22 protein-coding genes are annotated in these 25538 nt (G+C 61.4%); all 22 read right to left on the bottom strand.

What is annotated here, in order from left to right:
- Positions 1-50 precede the first annotated feature (50 nt).
- Complete coding sequence (locus IGW03_RS13360; protein ID WP_194723063.1) at positions 51-869, bottom strand: MinD/ParA family ATP-binding protein; 819 nt, start codon at positions 867-869, stop codon at positions 51-53.
- On the bottom strand, positions 862-2178 hold the full coding sequence (flhF, locus tag IGW03_RS13355; protein ID WP_194723062.1) for a flagellar biosynthesis GTPase FlhF: 1317 nt from the start codon (positions 2176-2178) through the stop codon (positions 862-864). Before flhF ends, IGW03_RS13360 begins: the two co-directional genes overlap by 8 nt.
- On the bottom strand, positions 2175-4262 hold the full coding sequence (flhA, locus tag IGW03_RS13350) for a flagellar biosynthesis protein FlhA (protein ID WP_194723061.1): 2088 nt from the start codon (positions 4260-4262) through the stop codon (positions 2175-2177). The genes flhF and flhA overlap by 4 nt, the downstream gene beginning before the upstream one ends.
- Complete coding sequence (gene flhB, locus IGW03_RS13345) at positions 4259-5440, bottom strand: flagellar biosynthesis protein FlhB (RefSeq protein ID WP_194723060.1); 1182 nt, start codon at positions 5438-5440, stop codon at positions 4259-4261. Before flhB ends, flhA begins: the two co-directional genes overlap by 4 nt.
- A 190-nt stretch (positions 5441-5630) precedes the next feature.
- A complete protein-coding gene (locus IGW03_RS13340) occupies positions 5631-6845 on the bottom strand; it encodes an EAL and HDOD domain-containing protein (RefSeq protein WP_194723059.1) in 1215 nt (404 codons plus the stop codon).
- An 89-nt stretch (positions 6846-6934) separates the two neighbouring features.
- Positions 6935-7564 carry a protein phosphatase CheZ gene (gene cheZ, locus IGW03_RS13335; RefSeq protein WP_323744971.1) on the bottom strand — a complete coding sequence of 210 codons (630 nt, stop codon included), beginning with the start codon at positions 7562-7564 and terminating at the stop codon, positions 6935-6937.
- 49 nt (positions 7565-7613) lie between these two features.
- Positions 7614-8012: a chemotaxis response regulator CheY gene (gene cheY / locus IGW03_RS13330; RefSeq protein ID WP_057289438.1), complete on the bottom strand. Its 399-nt coding sequence runs from the start codon at positions 8010-8012 to the stop codon at positions 7614-7616.
- A gap of 197 nt (positions 8013-8209) precedes the next feature.
- A complete protein-coding gene (locus tag IGW03_RS13325) occupies positions 8210-9286 on the bottom strand; it encodes a protein-glutamate methylesterase/protein-glutamine glutaminase (RefSeq protein WP_194723057.1) in 1077 nt (358 codons plus the stop codon).
- Between the two features lie 50 nt (positions 9287-9336).
- Complete coding sequence (gene cheD, locus IGW03_RS13320) at positions 9337-9948, bottom strand: chemoreceptor glutamine deamidase CheD (RefSeq protein ID WP_194723056.1); 612 nt, start codon at positions 9946-9948, stop codon at positions 9337-9339.
- Between the two features lie 3 nt (positions 9949-9951).
- Positions 9952-10836: a CheR family methyltransferase gene (locus IGW03_RS13315; RefSeq protein WP_194723055.1), complete on the bottom strand. Its 885-nt coding sequence runs from the start codon at positions 10834-10836 to the stop codon at positions 9952-9954.
- 139 nt (positions 10837-10975) lie between these two features.
- Positions 10976-12658, bottom strand: coding sequence for a methyl-accepting chemotaxis protein (locus IGW03_RS13310; RefSeq protein WP_194723054.1), 1683 nt, complete (start codon positions 12656-12658; stop codon positions 10976-10978).
- 664 nt (positions 12659-13322) lie between these two features.
- On the bottom strand, positions 13323-15032 hold the full coding sequence (locus tag IGW03_RS13305) for a methyl-accepting chemotaxis protein (RefSeq protein ID WP_194723053.1): 1710 nt from the start codon (positions 15030-15032) through the stop codon (positions 13323-13325).
- Positions 15033-15197: 165 nt separating this feature from the next.
- Complete coding sequence (locus IGW03_RS38660) at positions 15198-16955, bottom strand: methyl-accepting chemotaxis protein (protein ID WP_194723052.1); 1758 nt, start codon at positions 16953-16955, stop codon at positions 15198-15200.
- A gap of 218 nt (positions 16956-17173) precedes the next feature.
- Positions 17174-17686, bottom strand: a complete 513-nt coding sequence (locus tag IGW03_RS13295; protein ID WP_194723051.1) for a chemotaxis protein CheW — start codon at positions 17684-17686, stop codon at positions 17174-17176.
- 32 nt (positions 17687-17718) lie between these two features.
- Positions 17719-19890: a chemotaxis protein CheA gene (gene cheA / locus IGW03_RS13290; protein WP_194723050.1), complete on the bottom strand. Its 2172-nt coding sequence runs from the start codon at positions 19888-19890 to the stop codon at positions 17719-17721.
- 85 nt (positions 19891-19975) lie between these two features.
- Entirely contained in the window at positions 19976-20341 is a 366-nt protein-coding gene (locus IGW03_RS13285) for a response regulator (RefSeq protein WP_151636348.1), read from the bottom strand.
- A gap of 75 nt (positions 20342-20416) precedes the next feature.
- The gene (locus IGW03_RS13280) at positions 20417-20962 is read right to left on the bottom strand and encodes a chemotaxis protein (protein ID WP_194723049.1); all 546 of its coding nucleotides are present in this window, start codon (positions 20960-20962) and stop codon (positions 20417-20419) included.
- A 52-nt stretch (positions 20963-21014) separates the two neighbouring features.
- Positions 21015-21974 carry a flagellar motor protein MotB gene (gene motB, locus IGW03_RS13275; protein ID WP_194723048.1) on the bottom strand — a complete coding sequence of 320 codons (960 nt, stop codon included), beginning with the start codon at positions 21972-21974 and terminating at the stop codon, positions 21015-21017.
- 30 nt (positions 21975-22004) lie between these two features.
- Positions 22005-22865 (bottom strand): flagellar motor stator protein MotA, encoded by an 861-nt coding sequence (motA, locus tag IGW03_RS13270; protein WP_194723047.1) that lies wholly within the window; start codon positions 22863-22865, stop codon positions 22005-22007.
- Positions 22866-23098: 233 nt separating this feature from the next.
- Entirely contained in the window at positions 23099-23896 is a 798-nt protein-coding gene (locus IGW03_RS13265; protein WP_194723046.1) for a class I SAM-dependent methyltransferase, read from the bottom strand.
- Between the two features lie 27 nt (positions 23897-23923).
- Complete coding sequence (gene flhC / locus IGW03_RS13260; RefSeq protein ID WP_194723045.1) at positions 23924-24499, bottom strand: flagellar transcriptional regulator FlhC; 576 nt, start codon at positions 24497-24499, stop codon at positions 23924-23926.
- Between the two features lie 156 nt (positions 24500-24655).
- A complete protein-coding gene (gene flhD / locus IGW03_RS13255) occupies positions 24656-24973 on the bottom strand; it encodes a flagellar transcriptional regulator FlhD (RefSeq protein ID WP_194723157.1) in 318 nt (105 codons plus the stop codon).
- Positions 24974-25538 lie beyond the last annotated feature (565 nt).

The raw sequence follows: 25538 nt of genomic DNA, 5'->3' as shown, positions 1-25538 counted from the left end.
ATTGAATCGTTTCGGATGCCCGCAGGGGCATCCATCGCAGGAATGCCATGTTATCGCGCAGCCGCCGCATCGGACAATACGAACTTCCCGGCGAGTCGGCGAAAGGCAACGGAAGCGCCCGCCAGCGGAAAGGCATCGACCACGGCACGGCCGAGATGCATGGCTTTCTTCAGGTGCTCATCGGGAGGGACCGAGCCCATGGAATTGAGCTTGACCGCCAGGTAGCGATTCGCGGCCTGCGCCATGTTCTGGTAGACCAGCTGCGCTTCCTTGTCGGAAGCGCCGGTCACCAGCAGGCTGAAGGGACGGCGGCCAAGCTGGCCGTTGACACGCTTGATCAGCGTATAGGCGGCCTTGATCGATGCCGGGCTGTTCGATGCCTGCACTACGATTTCGGTTTCCGCCAGCGCAGGAATGGCGAATGCATCATTGCCGTCGAGCTCCGCATCGACGACGACGATGTCGGCGCGCCCCGTCAGGACGCCGAATGCGTCGTCCAGGCGCTGCGCGCCTTCGGTGCCGGCTGCAGGCAGTTTCTGTACGCCTCGCTTCAAGGCAGCCACGCTGAAGCCCTGCGGCATGGCTTGCATCACGTCATCGAGAGCAGGTTCACCCCGGGATTGCTGGGCGGCCTGCAGCAGAGAATTTCCGCGCCCGGCTTTCAGGCGCGCGGAAATGCCTTCCGAGGCGACGCAGGCGTCGAGCAGCAGTACGTCCCTGCCCGCCTGCGCCAGCGAAGCGCCGAGATTGACCAGCATCGCACCTTTTTCTTCAGGCGTCGCCGCCGACAGGAAAGTGAACACGCGCGGCTTGGGGCCGGCCAGCATGCGGCGCAGGCCTTCAGCCTGATCGAAATCGAAACTAGCCAAGTGTCACCTCGCGCAGGCTCTTGTCATTCATTGCATGGGCGGTATTGGCAATCACCAGCGGCAGCTCTTCGTCGGAATACTGGAACGGCGCGGTCTCGCGCTTGAGCTTGAAGGCGCGGTCGACCAGGTAGTGGGCATTGGGCACATGCAGGTCTTCCGGCACGCGCTGGCCGTTGGCCACGTAGTAGAGGCTGAGTTTCTGGCGGATCATCACGTCCAGCACATTGCCCACCGTTGCCGCTTCATCCAGCTTGGTCATGATGCAGCCGGCGAGACCGCCGCCCTGGTAGGAACGGACCACTTCGCTCAGGGTTTCGCCGGTGGAGGTCGCCGACAGGCAAAGCAGGCGCTTGACACGCGACTCGGTGCCCGAAAGCATCGCAATCTGCTCGGCCACCATCTTGTCGCGCTGCCCCATGCCGACGGTGTCAATCAGCACGGTGTGCTTGTTCTTCAGTTCGTCGAGCGCGATGCGCAGGTCGGTTTCATCCTTAACCGAATGCACCATCACGCCGAGGATCTTGCCGTAGATGCGAAGCTGCTCATAGCCGCCGATACGATAGCCGTCAGTCGTGATCAGTGCCAGCTTGCCGGCGCCGTGGCGCATCACGCAGCGCGCCGCGAGCTTGGCGGTGGTGGTGGTCTTGCCGACACCGGTCGGTCCCACCAGCGCATAGACGCCGCCCTTGTCGAGAATCTCGTTTTCGTTGCCGATGATGCTGAGATTGCGCGCCAGCACCAACTTCACCCAGGACAGGCAATTGTCGACGGTGTCGTTCTTCGGCAGGTTCTGCGTCAGATAGCGTGCGAGGCTGGCGCTGAAACCGGCCGACAGCAGTTCGCGCATGACGGCGGCCTTGGCCGGCTCGCGCTTCTGCTGGGCGCTCCAGGCGATCTCGGCCAGCTGCGATTCCAGCATGCCGCGCATCGAGCGCAGCTCGTTCATCACCTGGGCCAGTTCCGCTCCGCCGGATGCCGGCGCCGCATCGCGGCTGGCGGCGATCGCGTCGGCCAAGTTGGCAGCCTGGTTGTCGTCCGACGACGGCTTCGGCGCAACAACGGCTGCGGGCTTGGCAGCCTGTTCCTGCGCGCGGTTGACGCCGAAGGCCGACAGCGTGGACTCCGACAGCGCCGGCCTTTCGACCACAGGCTCGGAGAGCGACGACATGTCTTCCGGCGCCATTGCCAGAATCTCGATCATGCCGTTGATCGTCCTGTTGGAGAGAATGACCGCATCGGGACCGAGCGCTTCGCGCACCTGGCGCCATGCGTCACGCGACGAACTGGCAGAAAATTTTCTTACATTCATGCTTGGCCTCCAACCAGGCTGGTAACTCTAATTGTCTTTGAATCCGGTAGTTCCTGATGCGACAGCACCTTGAGCTGCGGCAGCGCGCGGCGCAGGAAGCGCGCCAGCAATGCGCGCAGCGGCCCAGGCACCAGCAGCACCGGCGTCAGGCCCATCTGTTCCTGCTGGCGCGCAGCCTGCTCGGCCTGCGCGGCAATGGTATCGGCGAGACCCGGCTCGATGCCGGCGCCGTCGGGGCCGCTGGACTGCAGGGCCTGCATCAGAATGCGTTCGAGGCGGCTGTCGAGGGTGATCACCGACAGCTCGTTGGTGGACGGGAAGATCTGCTGGACGATGGCGCGGCCCAATGCGATACGGACCATCGCGGTCAGCTCGTTCGGATCCTGGGTCTGCGGAGCAAACTCGGCCAGCGTTTCGATGATGGTGCGCATGTCGCGAATATGCACGCCTTCGATCAGCAGGCTCTGCAGGACCTTCTGCAGCGCCGACAGCGAAATCATCTTCGGCACCAGGTCTTCGACCAGCTTCGGACTTTCCTTGCCGAGATGGTCCAGCAGCTGCTGCACTTCCTGGCGGCCGAGCAGATCGGCGGCGTGCGATGTGATCAGGTGGTTCAAATGGGTGGCGATGACGGTGCCGGCATCCACCACGGTATAGCCCAGCGCCTGCGCATGTTCCTTCATGCCGCCATCGACCCAGGTCGCGGGCAGGCCGAAGGCCGGGTCGGTAGTCACGGTGCCAGGCAGCGTGCCGTTGACCATGCCGGGATTGATCGCCAGGAACTGGCCGACATAGGCTTCGCCGGTGCCGACTTCCACGCCTTTGAGCGTGATGCGGTAGGCGGAGGGCTTGAGTTCGAGGTTGTCGCGGATATGCACCGGCGGCGAGAGGAAACCGACTTCCTGCGCAAACTTCTTGCGAATGCCCTTGATACGGCGCAGCAGCTCGCCGTTCTGGCCCTTGTCGACCAGAGGAATCAGGCGGTACCCGACTTCCAGGCCGAGCGTGTCGACCGGAACGATGTCCTGCCAGCTTGCCTCTTCCGTTTCGGGTGCGGCCAGTGCGGCTTCCGGAACGGGTGCCGGCGCTTCCTCCACCTTTTCCAGACGTTTCTTCATCAGGTAAGCGCCACCGCACAGCGACGCGCCAAGCAGGATGAAAGCGATATGCGGCATGCCGGGAATCAGGCCCATGCCGCCGATGATGCCGCCGGTGATGTAGAGCACCTGCGGCTTGGCAAACAGCTGGTTGACCATCTGGCCGCCGATATCCTGTTCGCTGGACACGCGCGACACGATGACACCCGCGGCAGTGGAGATGATCAGCGAGGGAATCTGCGCAACCAGGCCGTCGCCGATGGCGAGCAGCGTGTAATTCTTGAGCGCGGCATCAAAGGCCAGGTCGTGCTGCACCATGCCGACGATGAGGCCGCCGAAGACGTTGATGACGGTCACAAGAATGCCGGCGACCGCATCGCCGCGCACGTATTTGCTGGCACCGTCCATCGAGCCGTAGAACTCGGCTTCCTGCGCCACTTCGGTACGGCGGCGGCGCGCTTCCTGCTCGCCGATCAGGCCGGCGTTCAGATCGGCGTCGATCGCCATCTGCTTGCCGGGCATCGCATCGAGGGCGAAACGCGCGCCGACTTCGGCGATACGGCCGGCGCCCTTCGTCACCACGACGAAGTTGATGATGGTGAGGATGATGAACACCACGATACCGACGGTGTAGTTGCCGCCGATCAGGAAGTGGCCGAAGGCTTCGATCACCTTGCCCGCCGCATCCGGGCCGGTATGGCCTTCGGTCAGCACGACACGGGTGGAGGCGACGTTGAGCGAAAGGCGCAGCATGGTCGATACCAGCAGCACCGCCGGGAAGGCCATGAAATCGAGCGGCTTGACAGTGTAGAGGCTGGTCAGCAGAACGATGATCGACAGCGCGATGTTGAAGCTGAAGAACATGTCCAGCACGAAGGCCGGCAGCGGCAGCACCATCATCGCCAGCATCATGATGATGAGGATAGGCGCAGCCAGCGCCTTGCTGGATTGTCCGGTCATCCACGCGGGCAGTTTCAGGCTGTTCATTGCATGCGTCCGTCAGGTTGGCCCGCTGCGTTTGCCTGCGCAGCCGGATTGAGCGGATCGAGTTCCGGCGGGACGGCGACGTTCTCCGGCACTTCGGGGCGCAGGCCGCCGTGCTGGCCGTAGGCGCGAAGCTGGAACACATAGGCAAGCACTTCGGCCACGGCGGTGTAGAGCGTGGCGGGGATCTCGTCGCCCAGTTCGGCGTGCTTGTAGAGCGCTCGGGCCAGCGGCGGCGCTTCCAGCAGCGCCACCTTGTTCTCGGCGGCGATTTCCCGGATCTTGGCGGCAACTTCATCGGCACCCTTGGCCACGACCTTCGGCGCCCGCGTCTTGCCTTCGGTGTATTTCAGGGCCACCGCATAGTGGGTCGGGTTGGTGACGACCACGTCGGCGGTCGGCACTTCCGACATCATGCGGCGCTTGGCCATTTCACGCTGCAGCTGGCGGATGCGCGCCTTGACGTGCGGATCGCCTTCGGATTCCTTGGATTCCTGTCGCACTTCTTCCTTGGTCATTTTCAGCTTGCTGGCGTATTGCCACAGCACATACGGCACGTCGATCAGCGCGATCACAACCAGTCCGCAGACGATGGCAATGAAACCGGTCAGCAGGAGATCGCCGAGATGGGCGCTGCCGGACTGCAGCGGCTCGGTGGCCAAAGCCAGCATGGGTTCGAACTCGTGCTTGATGACGTACCACGCGATGGTGCCGACCAGCAGCGTCTTGCCGATGGCCTTGACCAGCTCGACCAGCGCACGCACGGAAAACATGTTGCCCAGGCCGTTGATCGGATTGAGACGCGAGAAATTTGGCATCAGCGACTTGGTGGTGAACAACCAGCCGCCGATCAGGAGCGGCGATGCGATCGCCACGAGAAGCAGCAGGCCGGCAAACGGCAGCAGCGCCACCAGCGCATCGAAGGCCATGGTGCCGAGGCGCACCATGAGCAGGCTGGCATCGAAGGCATGTTCCCGTTCGAACGAGAGTCCGGACGCCAGCATGCGGTTGAGGCTGCGCACCATGCCTTCGCCGGTAAACATGAGGCCGAGGCCGGCGGCGAGCAGCACCGTGCAGGTGGCAAGCTCCCTCGATCGGGGAACGTCGCCTTCCTCCCGCGCCTGTTCCAGTTTTCTGGACGACGCTGGTTCGGTTTTTTCGAGATCGCTATCCTCGGCCATTGCCGACTCCTGTTGCGCGCTTCCTCATGCGCCGAATGACGCATTGAGGGCCAATAGGAAGAATTATTCTCGAAATATCAGTTTGACCATCCTCAAAACAAGTGCGAAAAGCCCTCGCTATTCAGGATGACCGCAGCGGTCGATATTGGAACGGCAAGCCGTGTCGGATTGTTGATGCGCGATTGGAAATTCAGAGTGCGATGCGCTGCGCCCAGGCCAGCGCCGAGAGCTGCGCCTGATTCACCTGGCGGGCATCGATGCATAGCGAACTTGCCATCGCGTCCACTTCGCCGCTGTGCATTTCGCAAGCCTCTGCCAGCCCAAGGAAAGGTCCGTAGATGCCTTCCCGCGACAACAATGCCTGGGTGACCGACTCGGACAGCTGGATTTTCTCCAGCACGTCTTCCATCGGCACCCCGAGCAGTTTGTCGAGCAGGGAGAACATGCCGGCGACGAACAGGTTCTCGGCCTCCTGCCTGGGGAGGAAAGTGCCGCCCAGCAGTTCGGCGAAGCGGCCGCGCACGATGGCGGCATGCATGAGCACCGGGGAATAGCCGGTGGTTGTCGCCGTCGCCAGCAGCAGCGCCAGCCAGCGGTACAGCGGCGAATAGCCGAGCATGGTCACCGCATGCTTGAGCGACTGGATTTCGCATCCGAGTCCGAAGCCTGCCGAGTTGATGTAGCGCAGCAGCTTGTAGGAGAGTGCCGCATCGCGCTTGAGCACGCCTTCGAGCTGTTTGACGTCGGCATTCTGCCGCACCATGTCCATCAGCTGTAGGATCAGCGATTGCGCGGGATTGAGTTCGCGCGCATGCTGGCCGGGCCGGGGCGTGAGGTGGAGATTGCCGACAAAGGCGAGAATATCCAGCTTCCTGCACAGTTCAAAGGCCTGCCAGCTTTGAACGCGGCGCGCCACGAGACGGATGGTCAGGGAATTGAGCGCGCGGAACAGCTGCACCTGCGTAGCGAAGGCCGGCGAATCGATTGCAGTTTCGATATGCGTGACATGGCTGAGCAAGCCCTTGTCCAGCAGGGAGATATCCGCGTCGCGCAGGGAAATGCCATAGCCCTTGCGGCGTGCCGCCGCTACCGCCTCGACAACGCCGTCGTCGGAGAGATCGCAGCCGCGCAGCGCGAGAATGGTACCTTTCGGAGGAAGCGCAAGGATGGACTCATGCTCGAGCAGCGCAGGCTTGGCTTCGATGAAAATGATCTGATCGCCAAGCAATGTGCCGCAGTCGGTATCGTTAAGCTGGTCCGCCACGAAACCGGCGAGGAAAAGAATGGCGGCTTCGTCACGCGGCGCATCTGCCGCGTCTGCACCTTGCCAGGCGATGTCGTACCCGAGCACCCTCTCCTGCGAATTGACCAGGGGTTCGCGGACGATGAATTTCTCTGCGTGCATGCGTGGCTACTCGTGTTGGCTTGATGCTGGATGGCGAGATGAAAGATCGCCGAAGACAGGACGCCGTACGTCATGCCCCCGGCCTTGAATCAGAAACCCAGGCTTTCCAGCAGGTCGTCTACCTGCCCCTGGTCCGATACGACGTCGGCATTCCCAACGGGATTGATCTGGGGACCGTTCAGCAGGCCGTTGCCGCTGCTGTTACCGGTGTCGCGGCGCACCTCCTGCGGGGAGTAGTCGAGCAGCAGCTGCACCAGTTGCTGCTCGATCCCGTGCGCCAGCTCGGTCACCTTCTTGATGACTTGGCCGGTGAGATCCTGGAAATCCTGCGCCATCATGATGTCGAGCATCTGCTGGCGCGATGCTGTGGCATTGGCGCGCGTCTCTTCGAGATAGGCCAGGCTGCGCTGCATCAGCTCCCGGCTCTGCTGCTCGGAATGAGGTGCTTCGAGCGCTGCGCGAAGCTGCACCGCAAGCGCATCGGCGCCGCTCTCGATGCTGTCCTGCATCGGCATCGCATTCTCGGTGGCAGTCAGCACGCGCTGTGCAGCCTGCTCCGTCATCTTCGCGACATAGTCGAGACGGTCGCGGGCATCGGGAATGTCGTGCGCGGCCTTGGCGATGAGCTTGTCGAAGCCGAGGCCGCGCAGGTTGTCATGCAGCATGCGCGTCATGTGGCCGACGCGCGCGAGCATTTCCTCCTGGGCTTCCTGGACCACCTGAGCCGCCGGATCGGCGCCGTTCTCCTGAGGGAGAAGCTGACTCACGTCAGGCTCCGACCTTTTCGAGCTTCTCGAAGATCTTCGACAGTTTTTCGTCGAGCGTGGCCGCGGTGAACGGCTTGACTACGTAGCCGTTGGCGCCGGCCTGTGCCGCCGCAATGATGTTTTCCTTCTTCGCTTCGGCCGTGACCATCAGGACCGGCAGCTTGGACAGCGCTGCATCAGCGCGGATGTTCTGCAGCATCGTCAGTCCATCCATGACCGGCATGTTCCAGTCGGAGATGACGAAATCGAACTGCTCGCTGCGCAGCTTGGACAATGCCATCGCGCCGTCTTCCGCCTCGTCGACATTGGTATAGCCCAATTCCTTCAGCAGATTGCGAACGATACGACGCATCGTCGAGAAATCGTCGACCACCAAGAATTTTGTATTCGGACCCGCCATGAGTTACTCCATTGATTCTGCAAACTGTTATCGACAAGCCGTTCTGCTCTGCTGCAGACCCGAACGGTAGGGCCTCAGTATAAACTTTTCGCTCTTGATTATGCACTTAAAGGTGCTGCATAAGGTGCTCGGCAATGCAAGGACCGAAACATTTTTGACACAACTGCTTCGCACCGTGCATTTTTATCAATCCTTTTTCAGACGCGCAGCGCCCTGCTGCTGTTGGCTGCGAGGTGGGCCAGCACCATGCCCGGCAGTGCGGACAAGGCTCCCACCTCATGCGCGGCGCCGACCGCGATGGCCTCGCGCGGCATGCCGAACACGACGCACGATGCTTCGTCCTGGGCGAAATTGTGGGCGCCGGCGTTGCGCATGGTCAGCATGCCTTGCGCGCCGTCCTTGCCCATGCCGGTCAGGATCACGCCGACCGCATTCTTCCCTGCAAAGCGGGCGGCGGAGTCGAACAGCACATCCACCGAGGGACGATGGCGATTGACCGGGGGCCCCTGGTCGAGCTGGGTCACGTAGTTGGCGCCGCTGCGGGCCAGCAGCAGGTGCGAATGGCCCGGCGCGATGAAGGCATGTCCCGGCAGCACCCGCTCTCCTCCCTCGGCTTCCCTGACCGTGATCTTGCACAGGCCGTCGAGGCGCTTGGCGAACGACCGGGTGAAGCCTTCGGGCATATGCTGGGTGATCAGGATGCCCGGGCAGTCGGAAGGCATCTGCATCAGGAATTCCTTGATGGCTTCGGTACCGCCGGTGGAGGCGCCGATGATGATCAGCTTTTCGCTGCTGGTCAGCGGGTTGCGGATCTGCGGCAGCGCTTCTCCCGGTGCCCGTGACGCATCCTGCTGTGCGACGGTACGCGCCTTGACGCGCGCCTTGGCCGCGGCGCGGATCTTGTCGGTGATCAGTTCGGCATATTCGAGCATGCCGCTCTGGATCGACAGCTTGGGCTTGGTAACGAAATCGACCGCACCGAGCTCCAGCGCGCGCAGCGTTATCTCCGAACCGCGCTCGGTCAGCGAGGACACCATCACCACCGGCATGGGGCGCAGGCGCATCAGCTTTTCGAGGAAGTCGAGTCCGTCCATGCGCGGCATTTCCACGTCCAGCGTCAGCACGTCGGGATTGGTCTGCTTGATCAGTTCACGCGCGACGATGGGATCGGGCGCGACGCCGACGACTTCCATGTCGGGCTGCTTGCGAATGATTTCATTCATCACGCTGCGTATCAGCGCGGAGTCGTCAACGATCAGTACTTTGGTTTTCATGACTATGGCTTTCTTCGAAGCGACGCGTTTCGCCGTTCCCTTGCGTCGGATCAGCTGAACAGTTCGATATCTCCCGCCACCGGCGTGGACTGGAGCCGGCTTGCATAATCCTGCTCGCGGTTCACCAGCGTGTTGTTGTTGAGCTGCTTGAGTTTCTTGACCAGCACCTTGCCCGAACGCGGGAAGTAGTACACCTTGCGCGGATGGATGTCGTTCAGGTCTTCGGCCATGATGCGTATGTTTTCCGCACGCAGGTAATCGCGCACGAACTGGGCATTGCGCTCGCCGACATTGATGGCGACGAAGCCGCGGAGCACATTGCCGCCGCCGAACACCTTGGCTTCCAGGTTCTCGCGGCGTGCGCCCGCCTTCAGCAAGTCGTTGATCAGGATCTCCATCGCATAGGTGCCGTAGCGCATCGATGCCGACACCGGACTGTCACCGTCGTTGCCGCCGTCGGGCAGCATGAAGTGATTCATGCCGCCGATGCCGGTGACGCGGTCGCGGATACAGGCCGAGACGCAGGAGCCGAGCACCGTCACGATCAGCATGTCCTTGCAGGTGTAGTAATACTCGCCCGGCAGGATCTTCGCCGCATCGCAGTCGAACTGGCGGTCATAGTAGACGTTGGTGGCGAACTGCTCTTCGATTCCGTAGCTCATGGATTATTTCTCTATCCTGGACGCGGCACGCTGCATCGCGGCGCCCCGGGTTTCTAGTTCGTAGACGGTCTTGCCTTTCAGCCTGAAGGCGTCGGAGACATAAAGGAAATTCTCCGAATGGCCGGCGAAGAGCAGCGCGTCGGGTTTCATCAGCGGGGCAAACCGCGCGAGGATTTTACCTTGGGTCGGCTTGTCGAAGTAGATCATCACGTTGCGGCAGAAGATCACATCGAATGGGCCGCTCACCGGCCAGTCGCTTGCCAGGAGGTTGAGCTGCTTGAACGTGACCATCTGGCGCAGTTCGGGCCGCACGCGGGCGAAACCTTCATGCTGGCCCTTCCCTTTCAGGAAGAAGCGGCGTGCACGCTCGGGGTCCATCTTGTCCAGCCGGTCCATCGAATAGATGCCGGCGGACGCGGTGTTGAGCACATTGGTATCGATGTCGGTTGCGATCACATGCGATTGCGCGGCGGCCGGTCCGAGCGCCTCGCACAGGGTCATCGCGATGGAATACGGCTCCTCTCCGGTGGAACTGGCCGAGCACCACACCGTCACAGGTTCCTTGCGCTTGCGCACATGTTCGGCAAGGATGGGGAAATGATGCGCTTCGCGGAAGAAGGAAGTCAGGTTGGTGGTGAGCGCGTTGGTGAACGCCTCCCACTCGCCGTCCTCCGGCCTGCTCTCCAGACTGTCGAGATAAGCCTGAAAGGAACGTATGCCCGTGGCGCGCAGACGCCGCGCCAGCCGGCTGTACACCATTTCATGCTTGCTGTCGGCCAGCGCGATGCCTGCGCGCCGATGTATCAGCGCCCTCACCCGCTCGAAATCACGCGAGGTGAACTCGAATTCCTTTCCTGCTTCACTCTTGCCCGATTTCAGGACATGCATTGCGTCCGCCATCTTCCTTACCCGTTCCACTTCTCGATTTCTGCTGCGTGCCGACGCACGGATCTGCTGCTGGATTGCTTGACTGCCTCATTGCTTCCTACTCGACGCCCGCGGCCTGCGGACGCCGCTGCGTTGTTTCTCAGGACTTCCCCAGTTTCCTCCCGCCGCCTTGCAACGGCCGTACTGCCTTCAAGACCGGGGCCGGCTTGCGTTCTGCCGCCGCCGGTGCCGAGACCGCCGCGCCGGACGCCGCCACGTTTGGCGCCGCGGACGCAGAACGATAGCCAACCCGGAATCCGCCCCAGTGCCTGCCGTTCACATGGATCGGCGCCGACAGGTCGTGCATCACTTCGCCCGTATCCCGCTTGTAGGTTTGCAGCAGGAACGGCTTGGTATTGGAGCCGCAGCGTGAACCGGTGCGGTCGTTGAAAATGCGCTTGGTGCGGTTGTTGACCAGGTCGGTGTCGTAGTCGCCGGTCAGCGGCTTCGAAAACTTCCTGTTATGCGTGGGGAAATAGCCGTTGTTGTCGACGGCGCCGGCATAGGCGATCTGCGGCATGTCCTCCAGAATCTTTTCCTGGATGGCCGGCAGCGCCCGATCGGTAAAATTGTCGAAGCTGGTCGTGTGCTTCGGCGGATTGGTATTCGGTATCGGCCTGTAATTGCGGTCGAACAGCGCCGCTTCCGTGATCTGGCCGCTGGCGATCGCCTGCTCGAAGAGCTTCCCAACCTCGCGCGCGGCGCGCTGCGCCACGGCCTTGATTTCGTCATGCGAGGTTTTCGCCTGAGAGCGCGCCAGCGCATCGAACAGCACTTCACCGCGTTCCGACAGGACCATAGCCGATCGCGTCGCGCGCGGCAGTTCCTCTTCCGTGGCCAGCATGCCGTCGCGGATGCGCGAGATGGCGTCGGCGATCAGATGCGAGGTTTCGACATGCTCGCGCGACGCCGAGGCGATCTGCTGGATCTCGCTTTCGGAGATGCCGGCCGAACGCTCGATATTGCCGAGATAGCCGTGCACCTTTTCCACGTTCTGCGCCGCGTCGTTGACCTTGCCGGTCAGAGCGGACATGCCGGCGGCCGCGCGTTCGGCTTCCTCATTGATCTCACGCACCATGGCGCCGATATCGTCGGTGGCCGACTTGGTGCGCTGCGCAAGCTGGCGCACTTCTCCGGCCACGACCGCGAAGCCGCGTCCATGCTCTCCTGCCCGCGCTGCCTCGATCGCGGCATTCAGGGCCAGCAGATTGGTGCGGGCGGCGATTTCATTGATCACTTCGGTAATGACATGAATGCGGCGCGCCCTTTCCTGCAGTTCGCTCATGAGCCGCGAGGCGGTCTGTGCATCTTGCCGTGCATTGCTGATGCGCTGCAATCCCTGGTCGACTTCGGCACGGCCGGCGACGCTTTCCGCGCGCACGTCGGCGGCGACGCGAGAGGCGCGCTCCGCATTGACCGCGATCTGTTCCGTCGCCTCGACGGTCTGGCCGGCGCGCACTGCGATCTGCTCGGTCGTCTGCAAATCCTGGTCGACTTTCTTCTTGATGGAATCGACGAAATAGGAAGTTTCGGCGGCGCCGATCATGATGTGGTCCACTTCTTCGCCCAGCTCGGCCACGCCCGATGTGTCGCGGGCACCTGCAGCGCGGTAGGCAATGACCGCGATCAGGGCCGACGCCGCCGAGGCGATCGCCGCGGAGACGATCGGTCCGACGTTGTCGCCGCCGATCGCATAGCCGAGCGCGCCGGCCGCGCTGCCCGCTGCGATCGTGCCGCCGCCAAGCGCGAGATATTGAACTGGTTTCCGTTTCATGATTTCCATTTCGTCTCCCAAGTAGGATTACTGTTGCACCTCTCCGCTTGCACCCGTTTCCCCGCGGCTGGATGCGGTCGAGAACGGTTGTTATATTGTTATGGCCTTTCCGTTCTTATCGGCGTCCCGCATTCTGCCTTTAGCTCTTTACCTCTTTAGCGGAATAGCACTGGAATCATCGGCGTCGGAATTCCTTTCATTCCTCACCCGCACCGGCCAGATACCGGTCAGATCAATTTCTATCGTTCCTGCAGCAAGCCAGTCATTTATCGTGCAAGGCTTGGCATCGCTCGTCTGTCGAGCCGGAAGTCACGACGAATATATTACCCTGAAGAAATGTGACCGGCCATCTTAATTCTGGAAAAAGCGGCATTATTTGGCGCCGCAGCAGGATGACGGGAAAAGAAAGCCACAGCAGGCGCCGTGTTGCCGCCGCCGCTTGTCCGAACCTATAAAGTTCGCAAGACGGCATTGTCAGATTGAAAAGCTGGAGCGTGCGTCTTCGATTGAAGGCAAGAGGCAGGAGCGGTGGCACATCCGGTTTGAATGGCCACCGGCCGCAACGGAAAGCCATGGCGGCTTTCCTCAAGGGACATCAGAACATCAGAACATAAGAACATCAAGGCATCAGTGCGCTTTCCGCCTGATACGATCAAATGAAGCCTGATGCATTTCAGAACTCTTCCCACTCGTCGCTGCTGCGCGGCGATTGCGGTCTTGCCGTTACAGCGCTTGGCGCCTTGATGCTGCTGACGGCCAGCGCCTTTTGCGCCACGGCCTTTGGCTGCTGGACGGCGCGGGCAGGCACTGCGACCGCTTTCTGCAGGTCCGTTGCACCGAGTTTGAAGACGGCGACGGCTTGTTCCAGCTTCACGGCCTGTTCCTGCATGCTGCCGGCTGCAGCCGCGGCTTCTTCGACCAGTGCCGCGTTCTGCTGCGTCATCTCGTCCATCTCGGCAATCGCCCGGTTGACTTCTTCGATGCCTGAGCTCTGTTCCTGGCTAGCCGCCGTGATTTCGTTCATGATGTCGGCCACGTGCTTGACCGAGGTCACGATCTCGTCCATCGTCTTGCCCGCTTCATCCACCAGCTTGCCGCCGGCGTCGACTTTCTCCACCGAGTCGTTGATCAGCGCCTTGATTTCCTTGGCCGCACCGGCCGAGCGCTGCGCCAGGTTGCGCACTTCGGAAGCCACCACCGCAAAGCCACGCCCCTGTTCGCCGGCGCGCGCGGCTTCGACTGCTGCATTGAGGGCGAGGATGTTGGTCTGGAAGGCGATGCTGTCGATCACGCCGATGATGTCGACCACCTTGCGCGAACTGTCCTTGATCGAACCCATGGTTTCAACCACCTGCCCGACCACCTGCCCACCCTTGAGCGCATGGTCGGACGCCGAGACCACGAGCTGGTTGGCCTGGCGGGCGTTTTCGGCGTTCTGCTTGACGGTGGAAGTGAGTTCTTCCATGGAGGATGCGGTTTCCTCAAGCGAACCGGCCTGCGTTTCGGTGCGCGATGACAGATCTGCATTGCCCGATGCAATTTCACGCGCGGCTACGGCAATGGTTTCGGTTCCATGTTTGATATGGTTGACCGTATTGACCAGGTTGCCCTGCATGACCTTCAGCGACTGCACCAGGCGGCCCGCTTCATCGTTGCCGGTGTCGGCATCGATACGCAGGCTCAGATCGCCGGCCGCAATCGTGTCAGCAATCCTTGCCGCGTTCTGCAGCGGCACGGTGATGGTACGAGTGATGACGAGGGCGATGATGCCGCCGATGGCGATCGTGAGGATGCCCACCGCAAGCATTCCGAGGCGGGTCGTCGCAAAGTTTTCCTGCGACGCCGCATAAGTGGCCTGCATCGACTTTTGCTGGTAGTCGGCCAGGGCGACGAGCGACGCGCGCCATTTGTCCTGCAGCGGAAGGAAGTCGTTCTTGAGCATCGAAGCCGCATCGAAGTAGTTGCCGCCTGCAGCATGCCCCTTGATCTTCTCGATCACAGGCAGGATGGCCTGGCTCTGTTCCGTGGCGGCGGCAAGCATGGCCTTCGATTGCGCATCGGTGGAATGCTTCTTGACCACCGCTTCCGCCTTTGCATAGTTCTCCAGCAGTTGTCCCAGTCGCTTGGATTCGCGCTCGCCTTCCAGTGCATCGGTAGGCGTTGCGATCTGCCGCAGCGCCAGTGCAAGCGACCAGCCGGTCTCGCGCATTTCCATGGCACTAGTGAGACTCCCTACCTTTTCCGACACGATTTCCTGGGTATTGGCATGCAGCGCCGTCATGCGCCATAGCCCCAGGATCAGCAGCGCGGTAGCACACAGCAGCACCAGGCCGAAGCCAAGGGCGAGCCGCGTTCCGATTCTGATATGGGTCAGTTTCAACATAGGGTTTCCTCTTCTGGGTGTGGATGGGCTGCGGAAAACTTGCCGACGGCCTGTTGCGGCCTGCGGTCTGCTGCTTGAGCCTGGGTCTGTCTTGCGCGCGGATGTTGCCTGACTGCCGTCATCCGCGCGCTGTCCAACTGCTGCTTGCTGCGTGCGAGGAAAAAATCAGAACTCTTCCCACTCGTCGTTGCCGCCGCGTACAGCGGCCGGCTTCGCACGTACCGCAACCGCATTCGGCGCGTTTGTCGCGTTTGTCGCCTGCCGAGGTGCTGCAGCTTCGGCCTTCAGCCTGGAAAGCGGCCGGGAAACCTGTTGCGCAGGCGTGGAGGCAGCAGCTTTCGCAACGGCTTTCACGCCGGTCGACAAGCCGGCTTGGGCACCGGCATCGAGACGGAATACGGCGACGGCTTGCGCCAGCGCCGCAGCCTGGTTCTGCATGCTGTCCGCTGCAGCCGCTGCTTGTTCGACCAGCGCCGCGTTCTGCTGCGTCATCTCATCCATCTCGGCAATCGCCCGGTTGACCTGCTCGATGCCGGAGCTCTGTTCCTGGCTGGCCGCCGTGATCTCGTTCATGATGTCGGCCACATGCTTGACCGAGGTCACGATCTCGTCCATCGTCTTGCCTGCTTCATCCACCAGCTTGCCGCCGGCATCGACTTTCTCCACCGAGTCGTTGATCAGCGCCTTGATTTCCTTGGCCGCACCGGCCGAACGCTGTGCCAGGTTGCGCACTTCGGAAGCCACCACCGCAAAGCCACGCCCCTGTTCGCCGGCGCGTGCGGCTTCCACCGCGGCATTGAGGGCGAGGATGTTGGTCTGGAAGGCGATGCTGTCGATCACGCCGATGATGTCGACCACCTTGCGCGAACTGTCCTTGATCGAGCCCATGGTTTCAACCACCTGCCCGACGACTTCGCCGCCGCGCACGGCGACGTCGGACGCCGAGACCACGAGCTGGTTGGCCTGGCGGGCGTTTTCGGCGTTCTGCTTGACGGTGGAAGTGAGTTCTTCCATGGAGGATGCGGTTTCTTCAAGCGAACCCGCCTGCGTCTCGGTACGCGATGACAGATCGGCATTGCCTGCGGCAATCTCGCGCGATGCGACACCGATGGTTTCCGTGCCGGTGCGCACTTGGCCGACCGTACGCGACAGGCTTTCGGTCATCGCCTTCAGCGCGGTGAGCAGCTGGCCGGTTTCATCATTGGACTTGATCTCGATGCGCTGCGACAGATCGCCGGACGCCACGGCACGCGCCACGCGCACGGCCTCGCTCAGGGGCGAGGAGATCGCGCGGATCAGCCAAAGCCCGATCAGCATCGCGAGACCGACGCCGAACACCATCGCGGCGATCGAGATGTTGCGCACCATGACGTACATGCTCTGCGTCTTTTCGAATTCCTTGTGGGCGACGTTTTCCTCATGCTTGATGAGGTTGTCGATATGTCCCTGGAACACCGCGTAATGCTGGCTCATCGGCCCTTGCATGAGTTCCATCGCCTGCTGGACGTTGGCAGCACGCAAGGCATCGACGGTCGGCTTCAGGCCTTCCGTCACGTACTTCTTGCGGCTCTCCAACGACTTGTCGGCAAGTGCCTTTTCTTCGGCGTCGCGCCCGCTTGCCATGAAGGCATTCCAGAGCTTCTCGACTTCGGCGGAGCGGCGATCAACCTCGTCCATCCGCTTGACGACCACGGCGGGGTCGCCGTTCATCGACTCGGCCACGGCCATGCGGCTTTCGGAGGACAGGCGGACCACGTGATTGAGTTGCCCGATCGGGACCATGCGATCGTCGTAGATCGCTTTCAGGGATGAGTTGGCGGTGCTGAGGCTGGAAATACCGACGACACCGCTGCCTACCAGCAGCAGCGACAGGAAGCTGATGACGAACACCAGCCGGGATTTGATGGTCAGGTTGCTAAACATTGTCTCTTCTACCCTTCGAGTGATTGCTGAATCGGATGGATAAGCATCGCCCGGGAATGAAGATCAATTGCCGCGCGCTCCCGCGCGTCCCTGTCCGCCGCCTTCCATCCGCATATCTCCAGCATGCATGCCGGTACGTTGCCGGCATGCTGATTTTTTATGAGTTGATTGGTACTGCGTTACTTCTGTGCTGATTTCGGCTTGCTTGCGCAGCCCGCTCAGGCGGCGAGCTGTTCGATCAAGCCCATTTCGGCGCTGGACATCAGCTTGTCGATGTCCACCAGGATCAGCATGCGCTGATCGATGGTCCCCAAACCGATGAGGTAATCGGTGTTGAGCGCGGTGCCCATTTCCGGGGCCGGCTTGATCTGCTCCGGGGAGAGCGTGGTGACATCCGATACGCTGTCGACCACCATGCCCACGACGCGTCCGCCGATGTTCAGAATGATGACGACAGTAAACTGGTCGTAGGTCGGCTCGCCCAGGTTGAACTTGATGCGCATGTCCACGATCGGCACGATGATGCCGCGCAGGTTCACCACGCCTTTGATGAAGTCGGGTGCGTTGGCAATACGGGTAACGGTTTCATAACCGCGGATTTCCTGAACCTTGAGAATGTCGATGCCGTACTCTTCCTTGCCCAGGGTGAAGGCGAGGAATTCCTGGCCGGCGATGTCCTTGTCGGATTTTTCTCCGGCGGCCGGAGCATTCATCTGTACTACTTGTGTCATGTTGAGGTCCTAATGAAAGATGTCAGGAAAATTCAGGAAAAAATCGATTCGTCAGCAAGCTGACGGCTGGATCGCAGCAATGCCGCGACATCGATGATCAGTGAGACGCCGCCGTCGCCCAGAATGGTGGCGCCGGAAATGCCTGCCACCTTGCGGTAATTCGATTCGAGATTCTTGACCACCACCTGCTGCTGGCCCACCAGATCGTCCACGAACAGCGCGGCCTTCCTGCCCTCCGATTCGAGGATCACCACGATGCCCTGCGAAGGATCGGAAAAGCGCGGTTCGATACCGAACATCTGATACAGCGGAATCAGCGGCAGATATTCCCCGCGCACCTTGACCACCCTGCCCTGTCCGCTGATTTCCTTGACATCGGCAGGCTCGGGCTGCAGCGATTCCACTACGTAACCCAGCGGCAAAATGTAGATTTCCTCGCCGACCTTGATCGACATGCCGTCGAGGATGGCCAGGGTCAGCGGCAGGGAAATCGAGATGGTGGTGCCGAAGCCCTTGGCCGAGCGGATGTCGACCACGCCGCCCATGGCGGCGATATTGCGCTTGACCACGTCCATGCCGACGCCGCGGCCCGACACGTCGGTGACGGTCTCGGCAGTGGAAAATCCCGGGGCGAAGATCAGCTGCCAGACCTCGGCGTCCGCCATCGTGTCGGACACCGGCAGACCCTGCGATCTGGCCTTGGCCAGGATCTTCTCGCGGTTGAGGCCGCCGCCGTCGTCCGTGACTTCGATGACGATGTTGCCTCCCTGATGGCCCGCCGACAGCGACAGGCGTCCGCGCTCGCTCTTGCCGGCGGCCTTGCGCACCTCCGGCATTTCGATGCCGTGGTCGATGCTGTTGCGCACCAGATGGGTCAGCGGATCGACGATGCGCTCGATCAGCCCCTTGTCGAGCTCGGTCGCGGCACCGTGGGTAACGAATTCAATGCGCTTGCCAAGCTTGCTGGCGAGGTCGCGCACCATGCGCGGGAAGCGGGAGAACACATAGTCCATCGGCATCATGCGGATCGACATGACGGCTTCCTGCAGGTCGCGCGTATTGCGCGTGAGCTGGCTCACGCTGTTGAGCAGCCGCTCGTGCAGCATGGGATCGAGCGTGCTGGTGCGCTGCTCGATCATGGCCTGGGTAATGACGAGTTCGCCGACCAGGTTGATCAGCTGGTCCACTTTCTCGATGCCGACGCGGATCGAGGACGTCTCGGAATTGTTGTGATGCGCCTTGTCCGCCTCCCGCTTGGCCGCTGCCTTCTTGTCATTCACTGCCGCATTCGCCGCTTCCTGCTGCAGGGCCGCCGCCGCGGCCGCTGCCTGCGCTTCTGTCTCCTGCGCTTCCTTCTGTGCCGGCGGCTCGAATCCCTCGAAGAAGCCGTAGCCCTGCGCTTCTTCCTGCGCTGCCTTCGCCGCAGCCGTTTCTTCCGCGCTCGGTTCGATCGGATCGAAGAAGCCGTAGCCCTGCGCCTCTTCCTGCGCTGCCTTCATCTCGGCCGCCGTCATCTGGCGCGGCGGCGTTTCTTCGGTAATCTTCAGTTCATCGGTATCGACGATGAAGGAACAGATGGAAATGATGTCGTCCTCGCTGCTGCCGCCGACCAGCGTGAAGATCGTGCGGCCATCCGCTGCGGTTTCCTTTCCCGCCTGGCCGAGCAGGCCGAGCTCCGCGAACAGCGCATCGACGTCGCGCTCCGCGATCTTCGGCAGTTCGATGCGGAAGCAGCGTGCGCTTCCATCCATCGGAATGACGGGTGCCGGTCTGGGAGCGATCTCGATCGACGCCGTCGGCGCTGCCTTCGGAACGTCACCCTCGGACAGCGATTCGAGCATCATGCGGGCGTCGGCCACGGCTTCCTGATCCACCGGCGTCTGCAGCCGATGTCCGTCCAGCTGCATCTTCAGCACGTCCTTGGCCATGAGGAAGGCATCGACATGCTCGGCAGACAAGGCCATCTCGCCCTTGCGGATCTTGTCCAGCAGCGACTCCAGCACATGGGTGACCTCAGTCAGGTCATTGAGCCCGAACGTGCCGGCGCCGCCCTTGATCGAATGGGCAGCGCGGAATATGGCGTTCAGGTCTTCCTCGTCCGGCGAGGAGACATCGATTGCCAGGAGCAGTTTTTCCATTTCTGCGAGGAGTTCTTCGGTCTCATCAAAGAACACCTGGAAGAACTGGCTCATATCAATGGTCATATTGGGACTCCGTGATCTACGGCTCTACATGGTTGCAGTGTTGGCGACATGCCGGCCCTGAGGTGCGGCCTTCAAGGTGCGGCTCTTAGCCGATCACCTTCTTCACGACTTCCGTCAGGCGCTGCGGGTCGAAAGGCTTGACCAGCCAGCCGTTGGCGCCGGCGGCCCTGCCCTTGGACTTCATCTCGTCGCTGGACTCGGTGGTCAGCATGAGAATCGGCACCTTCTGGTAGGTCGGCAGGCCGCGCAGCGAACGGATCAGGCTCAGTCCGTCCATGCGGGGCATGTTCTGGTCGGTCAGCACCAGGTCGAAGACCTGGGTCTTGGCCTTGTCGAGGCCGTCCTGTCCATCGACCGCCTCGGTGACCTGATAGCCGGCTGCCCGCAGGCTGAACACGACCATCTGTCGAAGCGAACCCGAGTCGTCTACCGCCAATATCGTTTTTGCCATCTTTCTAACTCCTGCTGTTTTCGTTTCCGGATCGATCCGGTTTTCTTGTCATCCGTTGCCGGCGCAAGCTGCCGTTCAGAACAGCTCGATGTCGCCGCTCTCCATGTGCGTCTGGCATACCGCCTTCCATAGCGCACTCTCCAGTTTCACGCTCTGCTCCTCAAGCACCTTGTTGATCGCATGGAGCGTACCGATGATCTCTTCCGCATTGCTGTCCGAGATGCCGGTGCTTCCCGCGCCGAGACCGCCCAGCACCTCCCGCAAGCCGCTCACGCGCCGCACGGTCCTGCCGATCAGCTGGCCGGTCATGTCCTGGAACTGCAGTCCGGTCACCGCCGAATTGACGTGCTGGCTGATCTCCGCATGCCGCGCCTTGAGCTGGTCCGCCAGTTCCGGCGTCAGCGACATACCCGACAGCAGCAGGTCTATCGTCGCCTGCTGCGAACTGACCGCTTCATGGATGGCCATGAAGCTGGCGCCCAGCTTCTCGATCGCTTCGCCGAGCAGCAGACTGGTCTGCGCCAGGTCGGTCTCGACTTCGTTCAGATGCTGCGTGCCATGATCCGACAAGTTGGAAAGCAGGTTCTGCACCTGCGAGCCGAGCTGTTTATCTTTTGTCATGGAAATGTCCCGTCCCCACCCCGTTAGTCTGTCGACTGCTGACGACCATTTTTCACTTGACCGGCTCCGGTTTCGCAACCGTGCTGCCCATGTCCGGCTTGACCTGAGATGCCGTCTGCACCTCGACCGTCCCGCCGTCCTTCAATGCACTCTCTTCCGCCTTCCTGTTCATCACGATGATGCTGATGCGCCGGTTGATCGGATTGAGAGGATTTTCCTTGTCGAACAGCACCGCGGACGACAGGCCGACCACCCGCAGCACCTTGCTTTCATCCATGCCGCCGGCCAGCAATGCGCGCCGCGACGCGTTGGCTCGGTCGGAGGACAGTTCCCAGTTGCTGTAGCCCTTTTCACCGCTGGAGTATGGCGTGGCATCGGTGTGGCCGGACAGGCTGATCTTGTTGGGCATGTCGTTCAAGGCGCGCCCGATCTCGTACAGGATGTCCTTGGTATAAGGCTGCAGCTCGGCTCTCGCAAGCGCGAACATCGGCCGGTTCTGCTCGTCGACGATCTGGATGCGCAAGCCCTCGGTGGTGATGTCGATCAGCAGCTGGCTCTTGAACTGGCGCAGTGCCGGCCGCGCCTCGATCGCTTCCTCGATGCGTGCTTTCAAGTTGCGCAGCCGCGCCAGTTCGGCGCGTTCGAGCTGCTCCTGCGCTTCCTTCAGGTGCGCCGCCTGCAGGTTGTAGGTCTTTTTCATCTCGGGATCGTCGCCCTTCTTGACCTGGCCGTCCTTGCGCGTGAGATCCTTGCCGCCGCCCTGGATCAGGCTGGAGCTGTCGCCGGAGCCGGAGCCGCCCGACATGGCGACCTTGAGCGGCGTCTTGAAGTATTCGGCGATGCCCTGCAGGTCCCCCTTGGCGGTGGAACCGAGCAGCCACATCAGCAGGAAGAAGGCCATCATCGCGGTGACGAAGTCGGCATAGGCGATCTTCCATGCGCCGCCGTGATGGCCGCCTCCACCTTTCTTGATGCGTTTAACGATAATCGGGCGTAAGCCTTCGTCAGCCATGTCGCGCGTCGCCTGTCAGGGTTCGAGGTGTCATTTGGACTTGGATGACTTGATGTGTTCCTCAAGTTCGCTGAATGTCGGGCGCTCCGTGGAGAACAGGACCTTGCGGCCGAATTCCACCGCCAGCGCGGGTGCATATCCGTTCAGGCTGGCCAGCAGCGTCACCTTCACGCACTGGAACATCTTCGAGGACTCGTGCAGTTTCTGTTCGAGCAGCGCCGCCAGCGGACCCACGAAACCATAGGCGAGCAGAATGCCGAGGAAGGTGCCGACCAGCGCCTTCGCGATCAGCATGCCCAGCTCCGAAGGCGGCAGGCCGACCGACTCCATGGTGTGCACCACCCCCATCACCGCCGCGACGATGCCGAAGGCCGGCAGGCCGTCTCCGAGCTTGGCCACGCAATGGATGGGCACTTCGCCCTCGGCATGATGGGTATCGATTTCATTGTCCATCAGGTTTTCGATCTGGAAGGCATCCATGTTCCCGGACACCATCAGGCGCAGGTAATCCGTCATGAACTCGACGATGTGATGGTCGGCCAGGATGCCGGGATATTTGCTGAAGATCGCGCTCTGCTCGGGATTCTCGATATCGCCCTCGATCGACATCAGGCCTTCCTTGCGCACCTTGCTGAGGATTTCGAACAGCAGCGTCATTAGCTCCATGTAGAGCGCCTTGGTGTACCTGGAACCCTTGAGCACCGTCGGCAGCGCCTTGAGCGTTGCCTTGATGGACTTGCCGTTGTTGCCGACGAAAAAAGCGCCAAAGGCGGCACCGCCGATCATCAGCAGTTCGAGCGGCTGGAACAGGACGGCCACATGCCCGCCCGCCATGACGAAGCCGCCGAACACGGAAGCACAAACGATGATGTATCCAACAATGACTAACAAAGGCCGCGCTCCGGTGTTGATGTCTCATGGCCTGCCGAAACCGCTTCGATGCGGCCGGCAGGCCGGTACTCCGAGTGAATGTCTTTCCTCAGATCAACCATTTTGCCAATTCGCGCTGCCATTCACAACCATTCTCTGCAGAGTTGTGGTCAAACGAGCGTGCATGGGCAAGGCTTATCGGGAATTAACGGATGAATCTGCGCGAACTTGAACCGCCGAGCACTTATACGAGCTCATCGATACCATCCGAACAAGGCGTCGCCTCCGCCGCCAGGATGGAGGACGAGCTGAGGTTCGACGCCGGGAATCGCGAATTCATGACTCAGCAGCAGGCAGCCGGGCTTCATCTCGGCCTGCGCCTTGGCGACGAGCGCAGGCATGGCCGCCGGTGACAGATAGGCAAAGATCACGTCGTAGTCGCCGAAGTCGAGATCGGCATAGTCGCCGCGCAGGAAGCGCGCGCGGCTGCCGTTCAGTCTCGCCCGCACCAGGCTCGCCAGCCACGGCAGCGGCGCCAGTTCGATACCGGCGTAGTCGCCGTCGGGCCGGCATCGGGCGAGATGCATCGTCAGCCCGCCGAAGCCGCTGCCGATGTCGATAAAGCGCGGCGGACGGTCGGCAGGCAGCAGGCGCTCCACTTCATGCCAGACGGCCGGACTGGAGGGATAGTAAGGAACCTGCGTGCGGAAGGTGCTCCAGTAGAGAATGAGGAGCAGGCCGAAGGCGGAGAGGAAAATCCACGACGGCAGTCCGAACGACAGAACCAGCACCAGCGCGGCGGGAAACAGGCACTGGATGAGCAGCCACCACGGCGCGAGTCGCCGCCAGCGGGTCAGTGCGCCGGCAATGCCGCCCTGCAGCAGCACTGCCATCGCGACATTGGCCTGCACCTGCCACAGAGGCAGCACGAGGAAGGCCAGGACCAGCGTCATCAACAGCGCAAGGCACTGGATCAGCAATGCCTGGACCGCCGGAGGAATGGAAAGCGGCCGGCGCGGCGAGGCGCCCGGCTGCGAGCGCCTGCCGTACATGAAACGTGAGGAAATGGAATCGAAGGATCAGGCCTGGAACAGCGGGGCGGAAGAACCGGCGCTGGCGGCTGCCCCCTCTTCCTTCAGCTTCTTGGTCTTGCCGGCGCGCGAGGGCATGTGGCAGAGGCCGCAGATATAGTCGTTGTGCAGATCGAGGCGATGCACGACGAAGTCGCCGCCGCACTTGCTGCAGCAGGCTGTCTCGAGCATCTTGCTTTCGAAGAAGCGGACCAAGGTCCAGGCGCGCGTGAGCGAGAGCACCGGTTCGCCCGATGCATCCGGCTCCACCTGTTCGAGATACAGCTTGTAGGCCTTCATGACCGCCTCGACGCCCGAGATCTGCGCATGCTCGACCAGGTATTTGTGGATGTTGATGAACAGCGAGGAATGGATGTTGGGCTGCCAGGTAATGAACCAGTCGGTCGAGAACGGCAGCATGCCCTTGGGCGGCGACACGCCCTTGAGTTCCTTGTAGAGCTTGAGCAGGCGTTCACGCGAAAGCGATGTCTCCGATTCGAGCAGCTGCAAGCGCGCACCCAGATTGATCAGTTCGATCGCAAGCTGGATTTCCTGGGCTTCCGTCACCACGCTCTTCTTCGCCATGTTTTCCTCTTGTCATCCTATTGATTCGGGCCGAAAAATGGCTCATCTTCCGGCCCGCTGATCTCACCTTCTCCCTCTGGGAGAGGGCCGGGGTGAGGAATCCGACTCAACATATTTTGAGGCCGGATCTATTACCACCCGAATCGGCAATGCTGATCAGGACAATTCCTCGATCTTCTGCCCTGCCATCAGGATCGCGGCGTGCGTCTGCGACAGGCCGCGGTCCTTGGTGTAATTCGTCAGCATGCCCAGGATCGCACCGTCATCGAAGCGGAAGCGCGCCAGCATCATGTTGGTCCCGGCCAGCTTCAGGATCTGGGCATTGTTCAACCCTTCGAGCAGGTCCGCCATTTCGCCGCTGATTCCGAGCCGAAATACCGCGGCCGCCTTGTCGGAACGAATCATCTGCTGAGCCAGCATGAGGTAACTCAAATTGGCATCCCGGATTTCTGCCAGCATATCGTTCGTCGTCATCATGAACCCCTATCAACTTGGTCGCAGTTTCCTGTTGGCACTGCATTGAGAGCGATTCTGAACGCGGTCAAAAATTGGGAAAATCGGAGCACGCCCATATTTTGCGTCGGACGCAGGGCGACAAGGCTTGTCGGCATTTGTCCTACAAACGGCGGGCATGATGAATCCCGCGCCTCTTTCGAAGCCCGGAACATGGCTTGGCGTCTAGGTTGCAGCCGAACTGGCCACATCTCCAGCACCTTTGCCGAAGGGAAAATTTTTAAAAAACTTGTCGGCGGCACCTGCTAGTAACTGGCAAAAAGCCATGCCTTTGCCAGCTGCCAGCGTTCTTCGCCGATCGACTTTGTTGTATTACGGCAGCACTACGTGCCGACTTTAGGGTCGGCGTAAAAAATTTTTTAAAAATTTCTGCGCTCCAGTTCTTTATCGGACGGCGGCCCCGCCTATTTAGGGCAAGCCCAAAATTTTCCGCTAGCACTTGGGTGATGCATTGCGTTCACCATTGCCATTGCCAAAGATGCAAAACGGAAAAATATTTGTGCCGCAATGGGCACTTTCCCCGCGT

It is taken from the genome of Noviherbaspirillum malthae, assembly GCF_015352985.1.
In the GTDB taxonomy this organism is placed as follows: Bacteria; Pseudomonadota; Gammaproteobacteria; order Burkholderiales; family Burkholderiaceae_D; genus Noviherbaspirillum; species Noviherbaspirillum malthae.
Note: the sequence above shows the minus strand (reverse complement) of the source record. Positions and strands in the feature narration are given on the sequence as shown.

What these genes read in the sequence shown, in the direction of transcription:
- flhF (WP_194723062.1), bottom strand. Translation starts at nt 2,178, where the DNA reads ATGAATGTAAGAAAATTTTCTGCCAGTTCGTCGCGTGACGCATGGCGC.
- flhA (WP_194723061.1), bottom strand. Translation starts at nt 4,262, where the DNA reads ATGAACAGCCTGAAACTGCCCGCGTGGATGACCGGACAATCCAGCAAG.
- flhB (WP_194723060.1), bottom strand. Translation starts at nt 5,440, where the DNA reads ATGGCCGAGGATAGCGATCTCGAAAAAACCGAACCAGCGTCGTCCAGA.
- IGW03_RS13340 (WP_194723059.1), bottom strand. Translation starts at nt 6,845, where the DNA reads ATGCACGCAGAGAAATTCATCGTCCGCGAACCCCTGGTCAATTCGCAG.
- cheY (WP_057289438.1), bottom strand. Translation starts at nt 8,012, where the DNA reads ATGGCGGGTCCGAATACAAAATTCTTGGTGGTCGACGATTTCTCGACG.
- IGW03_RS13325 (WP_194723057.1), bottom strand. Translation starts at nt 9,286, where the DNA reads ATGAAAACCAAAGTACTGATCGTTGACGACTCCGCGCTGATACGCAGC.
- cheD (WP_194723056.1), bottom strand. Translation starts at nt 9,948, where the DNA reads ATGAGCTACGGAATCGAAGAGCAGTTCGCCACCAACGTCTACTATGAC.
- IGW03_RS13315 (WP_194723055.1), bottom strand. Translation starts at nt 10,836, where the DNA reads ATGCATGTCCTGAAATCGGGCAAGAGTGAAGCAGGAAAGGAATTCGAG.
- IGW03_RS13310 (WP_194723054.1), bottom strand. Translation starts at nt 12,658, where the DNA reads ATGGAAATCATGAAACGGAAACCAGTTCAATATCTCGCGCTTGGCGGC.
- IGW03_RS13305 (WP_194723053.1), bottom strand. Translation starts at nt 15,032, where the DNA reads ATGTTGAAACTGACCCATATCAGAATCGGAACGCGGCTCGCCCTTGGC.
- IGW03_RS38660 (WP_194723052.1), bottom strand. Translation starts at nt 16,955, where the DNA reads ATGTTTAGCAACCTGACCATCAAATCCCGGCTGGTGTTCGTCATCAGC.
- IGW03_RS13295 (WP_194723051.1), bottom strand. Translation starts at nt 17,686, where the DNA reads ATGACACAAGTAGTACAGATGAATGCTCCGGCCGCCGGAGAAAAATCC.
- cheA (WP_194723050.1), bottom strand. Translation starts at nt 19,890, where the DNA reads ATGACCATTGATATGAGCCAGTTCTTCCAGGTGTTCTTTGATGAGACC.
- IGW03_RS13285 (WP_151636348.1), bottom strand. Translation starts at nt 20,341, where the DNA reads ATGGCAAAAACGATATTGGCGGTAGACGACTCGGGTTCGCTTCGACAG.
- IGW03_RS13280 (WP_194723049.1), bottom strand. Translation starts at nt 20,962, where the DNA reads ATGACAAAAGATAAACAGCTCGGCTCGCAGGTGCAGAACCTGCTTTCC.
- motB (WP_194723048.1), bottom strand. Translation starts at nt 21,974, where the DNA reads ATGGCTGACGAAGGCTTACGCCCGATTATCGTTAAACGCATCAAGAAA.
- IGW03_RS13265 (WP_194723046.1), bottom strand. Translation starts at nt 23,896, where the DNA reads ATGTACGGCAGGCGCTCGCAGCCGGGCGCCTCGCCGCGCCGGCCGCTT.
- flhC (WP_194723045.1), bottom strand. Translation starts at nt 24,499, where the DNA reads ATGGCGAAGAAGAGCGTGGTGACGGAAGCCCAGGAAATCCAGCTTGCG.
- flhD (WP_194723157.1), bottom strand. Translation starts at nt 24,973, where the DNA reads ATGACGACGAACGATATGCTGGCAGAAATCCGGGATGCCAATTTGAGT.